This is a genomic window from Nonomuraea helvata (assembly GCF_039535785.1).
In the GTDB taxonomy this organism is placed as follows: Bacteria; Actinomycetota; Actinomycetes; order Streptosporangiales; family Streptosporangiaceae; genus Nonomuraea; species Nonomuraea helvata.
Genome location: NZ_BAAAXV010000009.1, coordinates 2373561 through 2385446 on the forward strand (window position 1 = coordinate 2373561; position 11886 = coordinate 2385446).

Below are 11886 nucleotides of genomic sequence, written 5' to 3' on the forward strand. Positions count from 1 at the left end.
AGCGTACCTAGCGTTCCAGGTCATGATGGCAAAGTTGTTCGACGTCCCCCGGCGGGCACTCGCGGGGGCGTGCGCCCTGGCCGTGCTCGCCGGAGTGATCATGCTGACCGCGATGGCGAACAGCACGATGCAGCCGCTGCCCGCCTCCGCGCCGGCCGGGGAGTTCAGCGCCGAGCGGGCCCTGCGCCACCTCGAGAGGTTCGCCACCGAGCCGCGCCCGATCGGCAGCCAAGCCGGCGACCGGGCCAGGGACTACCTCGCCGGACAGCTCCGCGAGGCCGGGCTCGACGTGCGGGTCCAGCGGGCGATCGGGGCGAACTCCTCGACGGGGCTGGCGTCGTTCGGGCAGGTGGAGAACATCGTGGCCACGGCGAAAGGCGCCGACCCGACCGGGACGGTGGTGATCGCCGCACACTACGACTCCGCGGCGATGGGGCCGGGCGCCTCCGACGACGCCGCCGCGGTGGCGGCGATGGTGGAGACGGTACGGGCGCTCAAGGGCGGCGGGCTCCGCAACGACCTGGTGCTGCTGATGACTGACGGCGAAGAGGACGGGACGCTGGGCGCCCAGGCGTTCGTCAGGGAGGACCCGCTCGGCCGCAAGGGCGGGGTGCTGCTCAACTGGGAGGCCCGGGGCGTGAGCGGCCCGTCGCTGATGTTCGAGACGTCCAGCGACAACGCCGGGCTGGTCGAGACGTTCGCGAGTGCCGTGCCGCACCCGCGCGGCGACTCCACGATGGTGGAGATGTACCGGCTGCTCCCCAACAACACGGACTTCACCCCGATGTCCAAGAGCGGCTTCACCGGCATGAACTTCGCTTACATCGAGGGCTCGTCGCGTTACCACACCGCCGACGACTCGCTGGCCCACCTCGACCGGGGCAGCCTGCAGCACCACGGCTCGAACATGCTGGCCCTGGCCCGCGCCCTCGGGAACGCCGACCTCCCGGCCCTGGCCGCCGACCACGACGTCACCTATTTCCGCGTCTTCGGGACCATGGTCACGTACTCGAACGCCCTCGTATGGCCGCTGGCCGGGCTCGCGGCAGCGGCGGTGGCCGGGCTGGCGCTGCTCGCGCGCCGGCGCCGGCTGATCAGCCTGCCCCGGCTCGCCGTCGGCGCGGTGTCCGGCGTCGTGCCGCCGGTGCTCGCGGCGGTCCTGGCGCAGGGGCTGTGGGAGGTGCTGGTGGCCGCGCGGCCCGCGTACGACGGGATGGGCGGGCTGCTGCACCACCCGCGGACGTTCCAGGCGGCCGTCGTGGTGCTGTCGGTGCTGGCGCTGCTCTGCTGGTACCTGCCGCTGCGCCGCCGGCTCGGGCCCGCCGCACTGGCCATCGGCGCGCTGGCCTGGCCCGCCGGGCTGGGGCTGCTGTGCGCCCAGGTCGCGCCGGGCGCGTCGTTCGTGCTCACGCTGCCCGCGCTGTTCTGCGCGCTCGGCGGGACGGCCGCGATCCTGCTGCGTGACGCGGTCTGGCGGGTGGCGGCGGCGACGCTGGGCGCGGTCATGGCGGCGACGCTGCTGCCCGGCCTGGCCGGGAACGCGTTCGACGGGATGGGCCTCGCGCTCGGCGGGGTGCCGGCGCTGGTGCTGGCGCTGTTCGGGCTGACGGTGCTGCCGATCGTGGAGCTGTGCCTGCCGGAGCGGGTGCCGGGCCTGGTCCCGCTCGCCGCCGCCGGGCTCGCCGTGATGCTGGTCGGCGGCGGCCTGGCCACCGACGGCTTCGACGCGGACGACCCGCGGCGCACGCACCTCGCGTACGTGCTGGACGCCGACGCCAGGACCGCGAGCTGGGTCAGCGCCGATCCGGAGCCGCCCGCCTGGACCAGGACGTACGTGTCTAGCAATGACACCGCGAAGCTGCCTCCCGGCTACGCCCGCGGCGCCTCGCTCTGGACGGGACCCGCGCCCGCGATCAGGGCCGCCGAGCCCCGCGTCACCGTGCTCTCGCGCGACGGCGACGACGGCGACACGGTCAGGCTCCGCGTGACCGCCGGCAGGGCGGCCCGATCGATCACGCTGAGGATCGAGCGGCCCATCACCGGCGCGACCGCCGCGGCCGCGGGCATGAGCCCCGTGAGAGTGGACGTCACCGGCACGCGGGCCAACACCTGGCCCGGCGAGATCCGCTTCCGCGGCCTGCCCGACACCGGCGCGGAGATCACCGTGCGGGTGCCGCAGGCCGGCCGGTTCAGGGTGACGGCCATCGCCGAGAGCGACGGTTTCCGGCAGGTGCCCGGGTTCGTCCAGAGGCCGGCGGGTGTGGTGGCGGCGACCCGCGAGGACGGCGACCTCGTGGCGGTCACCCGTACGTACACAGTCAGCGCGAGACCGCTTGCGGGGTGATGGGCCTCACGGGGTGATGGTGCCCGCCCTGACCAGCCAGTCGACCGCCTCGGAGATGGCCTCGAGCGGCGCGTAGCGGGGCCGGTGCCCGAGGAGCCGCTCGGCCTTCTCCATGCTGCAGTGGGGGCTGTAGGCGATGTGGTCGTACGTGATGTTCGCGTCCTGCTCCGAGACCGTCTCCCGCCACCGCTCGAACGGCAGGAAGGTCAGCCGCGCCTCCCTCCCGAACCAGCCCGCCACCGCCTCGGCGTAACCGCGCAGCGTCAGGGCGGTGGTGGCGACGGAGTGGAAGCTCTCGCCCACGGCGACGGACGGGTTGGCCATGGCGTCCATGAACAGCCGAGCCACGTCGTCGGCGTGCACGTGCTGGACGGTCTCCATGCCGAAGTTCGGCAGCGCCAGCTCGGAGCCGTCGGCCAGGGTCTGGAACACGGCGGGATTGACGTTGCCCGCCGGGTTGACCGGCACCCAGCCCGGTCCGGTGATGTGGCCCGGGTGGATGATCGTGACGGGGAAGCCGTCGCGGTGCGCGCGTTCGAGGAGGTGGGCCTCGATGGCGGCCTTCTGCTTGCCGTACTCGCCGATCGGGCGCTTGGGCCGGTCCTCGGTCGTGGGCACCCGGGCGCTCGGCCCGTGCGTCCAGATCGTCCCGCAGTGCAGGAAGTGCCGGACCCGCCCGGTGAGTGCCGCCGCCAGGTCCCGGGCGCTGGTCTCCGTGAAGCAGATGAGATCGATGACGACGTCCGCGTCCAGGTCCGCGATCCGCCGCCCGAACGTCCCGTCGGCGTCCTCCGCGTCGCGGTCGGCGGTGACGTGGGTGACCTGCTGCCAGGCGCCGTGCGGGCGGTAGGGGTCCCGTTTGCCGCGGCTCACGGCGATCACGTCGTGTCCGGCGTCGACCAGCCGGGGGATGAGGTACGTGCCGATATGACCGCTGGCGCCAATCACCGCTACTCGCATGCGCCCAGCGTAGACCCACCGCTTCGCCGGCCAACCGTCCCGATACGCTGCTGAACGTCCCATTTCGGAGGTTGGTCAGTGTCGGGGGTTGTCGCGGCGTTCGCCGCCCTGGTGTCCGTTGCCGTGATCGGCTACCTGATCGGGATGGGGGGCCTGCTGCGGGCCAGCGACGAGTTAGTGCTGTCGCGCCTGGCCTTCTTCGTGGCCACCCCGGCGCTGATGTTCGCCACCGTGTCCCGGGCGGACCTCCACATCCTCTTCTCGCCGGTGCTGCTGACCGAGGTGGTCGCGGTGGCGTGCGTCCAGCTCGTCTACGTGCTGGTGGCCCGGCTGGCCTGGGGCCGCGACCGCCGCGAGGCCACGATCGGCGCGCTGGCCTCGTCGTACGTGAACGCCGGCAACCTCGGCGTGCCTATCTCGATCTACGTGTTGGGCGACGGCGCGCTGGTCGCCCCGATCCTGCTCTTCCAGCTGCTCGTCCTCACGCCGGTCTCCTTCCTTATCCTCGACAAGGGGGCCCGCTCGGTGCGCGCGGCCCTGCTCCTCCCGTTCCGCAACCCGCTCACGGTCGCCTCGCTCCTCGGTCTCGCTCTCGCGATCAGCGGCATCTCCCTGCCTACCCCGGTCATGCGCCCGGTCGAGCTGCTCGGCGGCGCGGCCGTGCCCGTGGCGCTGCTGGCGTACGGCCTCAGCCTGTACGGCGCCCAGCGCGTCCCCACGACCCCCGAGACGAACGGCGTCGGCAAGGACGTCTTCCTCGCGGTCACGCTCAAGGCCTTCGTCCAACCGGCCGTCGCCTACCTGACCGCGCGCCTGGTCCTGGGCCTCGACGGCAGCGCGCTCCTGGCCGCCACCCTCTTCGCCGCCCTGCCCACGGCGCAGAACATCTACGTGTACGCGGTGAACTATGACACGGGCCGGCGCCTGGCCCGCAGCACGATCCTGCTGACCACGGGCCTGTCCATCCCGATGATGACCGCGATCGGCGCGGTCCTGGGCTGAAGACATCGGCACCCGCATTACCCGCGACTGAGCCCGCATACCACGTGGTCGGGAGTGTCCAGCCACACGTACTGGCCTTCCGGGGTCACGGTCATCCCGAACCGGTCACGTCCCGGCTCACCCCAGCTGACCCACCGGAAGTAGGCGTCGGTGACCTCTTCCCAGAGCGGGCGGTCGCCCATCTGGTAGACGGTGTGGTCCAGGTCGCCGCGCTGATGGACAGCGACTGCCCACTCTCCGGAGTCGGCCGGATTAAGGACATACGTCAGGAATCTGTTCTCTTCCCGGCTGATGTGCGAGTAGAGGCCGGTGATGGCCGCCATGGCCAGATCTGCGCCGGCTGGGGCCAGCCCGATGGTCCGCGGGTGCACCGAGGTGGGGTGGTGTTGACCGCTGCCGTCGTCGGCGACGTACGGAATCGGCCGCTGCGAGCGCATCATCATGTAGGTGGCATGGCCAGGGAAGCGGCCGATCGCGGTGCCGTCCGGTAACGTCACCAGCCGCAGCACGTGATCGTCGCCGAAGCCGGGGCAGTACGGGAGGACGACGACCCCTCCGGGGCGGCACTGCTCGACCCACGCGTAAGGGATGGAGCGGATGCCACAGGTGACGTGGACCCGATCGTAGGGCGCCCGCTGAGAACAGCCTCCGGCGCCGTCGCCCACGACCACATCCGCGCGCACGCCGGCTGAGGTGAGATTCTCGGCGGCCTGATCAGCCACCATCTCGTCGATCTCGATCGACGTTACGCTCCCGTGCGGGCCGACCAGGTGAGCGAGCAACGCTGCGGTCCAGCCCGTCCCGGTGCCCACCTCCAGCACCCGATCGCCCGGCTCCGGGTCGAGGATCTGCAGCAGGTGCGCAACGGTGCTGGGCGCGGACGAGGAAGACGTGTAAGCACCTGTGCGGGCCCTGATGTCCGTGTCACCATCGTCGAGTTGAGTCACGATGGGACTTTGCGAGTAGACGGTGTCCCACCACGTATCGGGGTCGGCGACCCGATCGATGACGAACGTGTCCTCCGGGTCGCCCGGGGTGGCCAGCGCGACTTCGGGAATGAACAGGTGGCGCGGCACCGCACGGATGGCCTCCGCGACGAAGCGCTGGATGTCGTCGAATCCGTCGATGTACGCGACCAGGCGCTCGATGTACTGCGCAACGGCCTCATCCACTACTTCTTGCCGTCCTTTTCTCCGCCGTCCGCGTGCTTGCCGCCGGACTCCTTGCAGCCGTCGGGCGAGGCCTTGCTGGGGTCGGCCTTGAACGGCTCGTCCTTGGGGCTCTTAGGATCTTCATGCTTGCCCATGCCGAAATCTCCTTCTTCGATGAATGCGGCGCCGATCTCGGCTTCATGCCGCGTTACGTACTGTCCTGGTCGGCGACGATCGCCTTTGGTGTCGCATCTCCTGCTCCAAGTGCTCGAAGAGCTCGGGCATCGTTGCGCCGCAACGTACGTTGGAGAGTCCGCTGTGGTCGGGCACCAGAACGGTGCGGAAGGCGATGTAGCCGCCTCCGGCGCCTTCCAAGATCTCCCAGCCGGGGAATCGCTTGGTCGTCGTCATACGAAAAGTGCCCCGTTTTGTTTAATTTGACCCGCTGATGCGACCTTTCTGCTAGTTGCCACCTCACATGCTCCTCACGTCTTGCTTTGAGAGCGCAGAATGCGTAAGAGCAGTTCAACTCAGTGCCGGCGACAATGAAACCTCGTGACGAGGACTTTACGGGGCGTTACAGCGATGATAAAAACGCCCTCAAACGTCCCCGGAGGTTCCCATGGCCAACGACCGTCTTCGCACCACGCTGGCTGCCAGCGGCTACACAGAGGGCGCACTGGCCTCGGAACTAGGCCTGGACTCCAAGAGCGTGCAGCGGTGGGTCACCCGCGACATCACGCCACGTCGCTCGACCGCATATGCGGCGGCCAAACTGCTCGGAGTGGCCGCCAGTTGGCTATGGCCGAAGTTGAACGAGGACGCCCGAAACGCCTCCAAATCGGAAATCGTCACGTTGTATCCGCGCCGAGCTGACACGCCGAACCACCTGTGGCGCGATCTGCTCGCAAATGCGCAGGACGAGATCTGGTTGTTCGCCAATGCCAGCCTTTTCTTGCCCGAGGAGAATCCAGAGTCAATTGACATTCTCGCCCGCAAAGCCGAACAGGGTGCAACAGTGCGAATCATGATGGGTGATCCGGACAGCTCAGAGATGGCGCTACGAGGCGTCGAGGAGCGTTTGTACGATGCCATCCCCGCCCGTATCAGAATGGCTTTGACCTACTACGCGCCGCTGGTGGGGATCGACGGCGTAGCGTTCCGCCTGCACCGCGCTTCCCTCTACAACTCAATCTTCCGGTACGACGACCACATGTTGGTCAACCAGCACATCTACGGCACCTACGGATATCTGGCGCCCATCCTCCATCTCCGCCGTCTTGAAGGCGCAGACTTCTTCGACACCTACGTCCGCAGCTTCGAGCGGGTGTGGGAATCCTCCTGCCCTATTGAAGATTCCGACTTCTGGCAGCAACGCCAGGTCTCTACCGGGACAGGCCGGTCAGTTTCGTGACCGCGGCGACCAGTGCCGGGGTGTCAGTCAGGTCCGAGAACACCACATCCGCACCGGCCGCTGCCAGCACGTCCATGCTGTCCAACCCTGTCGCCACGCCGATGACCGCGGCCCCGCCGTCCACTCCGGCCGCTACATCGCGTGGCGTATCGCCGATCAGAACGGTCGAGGAGCGGCAGAAGGGGTGGCCATATTTGCGCGCGGCGCGCTGCTGAGCGACTGCGACCAGGTCGGCACGTACCCTGCCGTCCGACCCGTATCCGCCGATCTCAAAATCCAGACGGTCGTGCAGGCCGAATACCGACACCTTGGCCATCGCATTGGGCTTGATGTTGCCGGTCAGCACGGATTGGACGACCCCGGGCACTCCGGCGAGCGCGGTGATCGCGTCCAGTGCTCCAGGCAAGGCATGCCCACGCTCGCTCAGTCGCGACCGGTTGAGGGCCATCGCCGTCTCCAGCGCCTCGCCCAGCCGCGCCCGTTGGTCAGGGGACGGCTCGATACCGTGCCGCCGCAGCAGGTTGACCATGATCTGCGGATCGGTACGGCCGTCGGTCTCCGCCCGGTATGTGGCAGGCCGCCCTGTCAGCAACTCGAAGGCCCGGGCGTAGGTCTCCTTGCTCACTCCGCCGTTCTCGATCAGCGTGTGATCGACATCCCAGAGCACCAGTCCCGCCATCACCGCACCGCCCCTGCGCACCTGGACCGTTGTCCCAACCGTATCTGCGTCCCCTGCGCTGTTGCGTAGTGATCTGCCAAAATGAAGGCGTGCTTCGCTCCTTGTGGGACGAGCCCCGTCCCCCCGATCCTCCGACACGCGTGTGGCGGGACTGGGCGCTTGTAGGGGTGCTCGTGCCGCTCGCGGTGCTGGAAGGGGTCGTTCGCCCCGACCTCCCGTGGCGGGCGGTCTCCGTGACCCTCACGGTCGGGCTGGTGTTCACGCTGCTCTGGCGGCGCGCCAAGCCGCTGCTGATGCTCGCGATCCCCTTCGTCATCACGGCGCTGGCCCCGCTGGTGACGGGCGGTCACCGTGCCGAGACGTACACGATGGCGTTCCTGCTGATCGTGGTGTACGCGCTGTACCGGTGGGGGTCGGGGCGCGAGATCGTGCTCGGCTTCGCGATCATGCTCGGGTCCGTCGGCGTCTCGGCGTCCTTCTACGACCTCGCCCCGGCCGACGCGGTCGGCGCGTTCGCCGTCACCTTCTCGGCCGTCGCGCTGGGGACGGCGGTCCGGTACCGGACCGGGGCACGGATGCGCGAGCTCGAGCAGGTCAAGCTGCTCGAACGCGAGCAGCTGGCCCGCGACCTGCACGACACCGTGGCCCACCACGTGTCGGCCATGGCGATCCGCGCGCAGGCGGGCCTGGCGACGGCGCCCTCGCGTCCGGAGGCCGCGACCGAGGCGCTCCGGGTGATCGAGGCCGAGGCGTCGCGCACCCTCGCCGAGATGCGCGCCATGGTCCGGCTCCTGCGCCGTAACGAGCCGGCGGAGCTGGCCCCCGGCCGGCAGATCGCCGATCTCGAACAGCTCGCAGGGCGCACGAAAGTCGGCCCGTCCGTCGACGTGGAGATCTCGGGCGACGTCGACGGCCTGCCGCCGTCGGTCGGGTCCGCGATCTTCCGCATCGCGCAGGAGTCGGTCACCAACGCCCGGCGGCACGCCCGCCACGCCACCCGCATCGCGATCCAGGTCGCCGCCGACGACACATCGGTACGCCTGCGCGTGAGCGACGACGGCGAGGTGAGCTCCGTACACTCGATGCCCGGTTACGGGCTCATCGGCATGATCGAACGCGCCGGCCTGCTCGGCGGCACCTGCCAGGCAGGACCGAACCCCGACCGGGGCTGGACCGTGACCGCCGTGCTGCCCCGCACCGGAGCGGCGACATGACCGGCGGGGACATCCGGGTGGTCGTCGCCGACGACCAGGAGATCGCGCGCACCGGGCTCAGGATGATCCTCGACGCGCAGCCCGGCATCGAGGTCGTCGGCGAGGCCGCCGACGGGCGCCGGGCCGTCGAGCTGGCGCGGCGCCTGCGCCCCGACGTGTGCCTGTTCGACATCCGCATGCCCGGCCTCGACGGCATCGAGGCCACCCGCCGCCTGGCCGGTCCTGGCGTCGCCGAACCCCTCGCCGTCGTCGTCATCACCACCTTCGACCTCGACGAGTACGTCTACGCCGCGCTCAGAGCCGGCGCCCGCGGCTTCCTGCTCAAGGACGCAGGCCCTGACCTGCTCTCCCAGGCCGTACGCGCCGCCGCCAACGGCGACGCCCTCATCGCGCCCAACATCACCGCACGCCTGCTCGAGAGCTTCGCCTTCGCCGGCACCGTCGCACCGCCCGCGCAACCCGTCGAGGCGCTGACCAGCAGGGAGGAGGAGATCCTCGCCACCGTGGCGCGCGGCCGGACCAACAGCGAGATCGCCGACGAGCTGCACATCTCCCTCAGCACCGTCAAGAGCCACATCGCCAGCCTCATGATGAAGCTCGGTGTACGCAATCGCGTCGAGATCGCCATGTGGGCCTACGAGACCCGGCGCGTACGCCCCTGACCTGGCCGATCGGCCGGCGCGAAAGTCGTACTTTCGGCTGTGGAGCCGGCGCGCGGGCCTGGCGACACTGGTCGCGAGTCCCCAGTCAGGAGAAATGCGATGAAGGCGTTCGTCCTACGCTCGTACGGCTCGTCCCTCCAGCTCACCGACATCGACAGGCCCGTGCCCGGCGACGGCGAGGTGCTGGTCCGGGTGCGCGCCACTTCCGTCCAGCCCTACGACTGGCACCTCATGCGCGGCGAGCCGTACGTCGCGCGTCTCATGGCCGGCGGCCCCGGCCTGCGCAAGCCGCCGTTCGACATCCCGGGCGCCGACGTGGCGGGGGAGGTCGAGGAGATCGGCAAGGGGGTGACGGAGTTCGCCCCGGGCGACGAGGTGTACGCGATGCCCAAGCAGGGCGGCTTCGCCGAGTACGTGTGCGTGCCGGAGAGCGAGCTGGTGCGCAAGCCGGCGAACCTGTCGTTCGAGGAGGCGGCGGCGGTGCCGATGGCGGCGAACACCGCCCTGATCGCCCTGCGCGACCAGGCACGCGTCCAGCCGGGGCAGCAGGTCCTGGTGAACGGGGCCTCCGGCGGCGTGGGCACGTTCGCCGTGCAGCTCGCCAAGGCGTTCGGCGCGCGGGTCACCGGCGTCTGCGGCAGGCGGAACGTGGGCATGGTCCGGTCGATCGGCGCGAACGAGGTCATCGACTACACCAAAGAGGACTTCACCCGTGCCGGGCGGCACTACGACGTGCTGGTGGACATCGCGGGCAGCCGTCCCGCCTCGGCCTGCCGGCGGGTGATGGCCCGCAAGGGAACCCTGGTCCTCGTCGGCGGTCCGGCCGGACGCTGGCTGCAGCCCGCGAGCCACGTGTTCGCGACACTCGCGGTGGCGCCGTTCATGTCGCAGAGAGTCGCCGTGGCGGACGTGGTGCGCTGCACGGAGAACAAGCGGAACCTGACGACGCTGGCCGAGCTCATCGAGGGCGGCGAGGTCCATCCGGTCATCGACCGGAGCTACCCGTTCAAGGAGGTCCCGGCGGCCGTCGGCTACCAGGAGGCCGGTCACGCGGCGGGCAAGGTCGTGATCGCCGTCTAGAGTGCCCGCCTCAGGACGCCGTCCAAGTCCAACCCTGTATGGCGGAGCGCTGGAGACCGACCTCCCCGATTGTTACGGTTGTCGCGTCAACGACGATCATCAAGGGCCACGATCACCAAGGGGTACCCATGACCGAGACCTCGGCGATGCCGCCGCACATGCGGCGGGTGGGGTTCGACCCGGCGCCCGAGCTGGCGGCGATGCGGGACGAGGCGGGGATCGTGCGCGTCACGAGCGCGTTCGGCCTGGACGCCTGGCTCGTGACCCGGTACGCGGACGTACGCGAGGTCCTGGGCGACGCCGAGCGCTTCAAGATCGCCGAGCAGACGGTGGGGCGGCTGCCCGGAGCCCCGGAGATGACCCCGGAGCAGCTCGCCAAGGCGCAGGCGGGCAACCTGCTCGGCGCGGACCCGCCCAAGCACACCCGCCTGCGCAGGATGCTGACGCCCGAGTTCACCATCCGCAGGATGCAGCGGCTGGAGCCGCGGATCCGGCGCATCGTGGACGACCACCTGGACGCCATGGAGGCCGCCGGGGCGCCCGCCGACCTGGTGCAGTCGTTCGCGCTGCCGATCCCGTCGCTGGTCATCTGCGAGCTGCTCGGCGTCCCGTACGAGGACCGCGCCGGCTTCCAGCTCCGCACCAGCAGGATGCTCGACATGTCGGTCCCCGGCGAGGAGCGGCTGGCGCTGCAGTTCGAGTCGCGGGCGTACATGGAGGCCCTGGTCCGCCGCATCCAGCAGGACCCGGGCGAGGAGCTGCTCGGCATGCTGGTCCGTGAGCACGGCGACGACCTGAGCACGGACGAGCTCGTCGGGATCGGCGCCCTGCTGCTGTTCGCCGGCCACGAGACCACCTCCAACATGCTCGCCCTCGGCACTCTGGCCCTCCTCCGCCACCCCGAACAGCTCGAACTCCTCAGGAAGGAGCCCGAGCGCATCGACGCCGCGGTGGAGGAGCTGCTGCGCTGGCTGAGCATCGTCAACTCGGGCACCACCAAGGTCACGACCACGGAGGTCGAGCTCGGCGGCCGCACCATCCCGCCCGGTGAGCTGATCGTCTGCGCCCTGCCCGCGGCCAACCGCGACCCGGCGCTGCTGCCCGACGCGGACGCGTTCGACATCTCCCGCGGCGCCCCCGGCCACGTCGCCTTCGGCCACGGCATCCACCACTGCCTGGGCGCCCCGCTGGCGCGCATGGAGCTGCGCATCGCCTTCCCCGCACTGCTCGAGCGCTTCCCGGGGCTGCATGAGGCCGGCGCCGCGGACTTCCGCTCCTCCCACATCGTGTACGGCCTGAGCTCCCTGGCGGTCGCCTGGTAGCTGAGCAGCCTCCTCCGACACGTAATAAGGTCCTGGATCATGCCCGAGCCTCTTTATC

Annotated in this window: 11 protein-coding genes; 7 read left to right on the forward strand and 4 right to left on the reverse strand. The window is 70.1% G+C overall.

From position 1 onward, the window contains the following. The first annotated feature begins 22 nt into the window (after positions 1-22). On the forward strand, positions 23-2344 hold the full coding sequence (locus ABD830_RS44435) for a M20/M25/M40 family metallo-hydrolase (RefSeq protein ID WP_345000903.1): 2322 nt from the start codon (positions 23-25) through the stop codon (positions 2342-2344). 6 nt (positions 2345-2350) lie between these two features. On the opposite strand, the gene ABD830_RS44440 is transcribed toward ABD830_RS44435, so the two are convergent. Next, positions 2351-3304, reverse strand: coding sequence for an NAD-dependent epimerase/dehydratase family protein (locus tag ABD830_RS44440; RefSeq protein ID WP_345000905.1), 954 nt, complete (start codon positions 3302-3304; stop codon positions 2351-2353). Between the two features lie 78 nt (positions 3305-3382). Between ABD830_RS44440 and ABD830_RS44445 the strand changes: the two genes are divergently transcribed. Continuing rightward, positions 3383-4306, forward strand: a complete 924-nt coding sequence (locus ABD830_RS44445; RefSeq protein WP_345000907.1) for an AEC family transporter — start codon at positions 3383-3385, stop codon at positions 4304-4306. Positions 4307-4323: 17 nt separating this feature from the next. Here the strand turns inward: ABD830_RS44445 and ABD830_RS44450 are convergent, their stop codons facing one another. Then, positions 4324-5478: a methyltransferase domain-containing protein gene (locus ABD830_RS44450; RefSeq protein WP_345000909.1), complete on the reverse strand. Its 1155-nt coding sequence runs from the start codon at positions 5476-5478 to the stop codon at positions 4324-4326. Next, the gene (locus ABD830_RS44455; protein WP_345000911.1) at positions 5478-5612 is read right to left on the reverse strand and encodes a hypothetical protein; all 135 of its coding nucleotides are present in this window, start codon (positions 5610-5612) and stop codon (positions 5478-5480) included. Before ABD830_RS44455 ends, ABD830_RS44450 begins: the two co-directional genes overlap by 1 nt. Before the next feature lie 467 nt (positions 5613-6079). On the opposite strand from ABD830_RS44455, the gene ABD830_RS44460 reads away from it, so the two are divergent. Continuing rightward, positions 6080-6871 (forward strand): XRE family transcriptional regulator, encoded by a 792-nt coding sequence (locus ABD830_RS44460; RefSeq protein WP_345000913.1) that lies wholly within the window; start codon positions 6080-6082, stop codon positions 6869-6871. On the opposite strand, the gene ABD830_RS44465 is transcribed toward ABD830_RS44460, so the two are convergent. After that, complete coding sequence (locus ABD830_RS44465; protein WP_345000915.1) at positions 6843-7550, reverse strand: HAD family hydrolase; 708 nt, start codon at positions 7548-7550, stop codon at positions 6843-6845. The two genes, ABD830_RS44460 and ABD830_RS44465, sit on opposite strands and share 29 nt — an antisense overlap. Positions 7551-7639: 89 nt before the next feature. On the opposite strand from ABD830_RS44465, the gene ABD830_RS44470 reads away from it, so the two are divergent. The 4 genes from ABD830_RS44470 to ABD830_RS44485 all read left to right on the forward strand — a co-directional run bounded on the left by ABD830_RS44470 (position 7640) and on the right by ABD830_RS44485 (position 11828). Next, complete coding sequence (locus tag ABD830_RS44470) at positions 7640-8764, forward strand: sensor histidine kinase (protein WP_345000917.1); 1125 nt, start codon at positions 7640-7642, stop codon at positions 8762-8764. After that, entirely contained in the window at positions 8761-9426 is a 666-nt protein-coding gene (locus ABD830_RS44475) for a response regulator (RefSeq protein ID WP_345000919.1), read from the forward strand. The genes ABD830_RS44470 and ABD830_RS44475 overlap by 4 nt, the downstream gene beginning before the upstream one ends. A 99-nt stretch (positions 9427-9525) precedes the next feature. Beyond that, the gene (locus ABD830_RS44480) at positions 9526-10506 is read left to right on the forward strand and encodes an NAD(P)-dependent alcohol dehydrogenase (protein ID WP_345000921.1); all 981 of its coding nucleotides are present in this window, start codon (positions 9526-9528) and stop codon (positions 10504-10506) included. A 128-nt stretch (positions 10507-10634) separates the two neighbouring features. Further along, positions 10635-11828 (forward strand): cytochrome P450, encoded by a 1194-nt coding sequence (locus tag ABD830_RS44485; RefSeq protein WP_345000923.1) that lies wholly within the window; start codon positions 10635-10637, stop codon positions 11826-11828. Positions 11829-11886 lie beyond the last annotated feature (58 nt).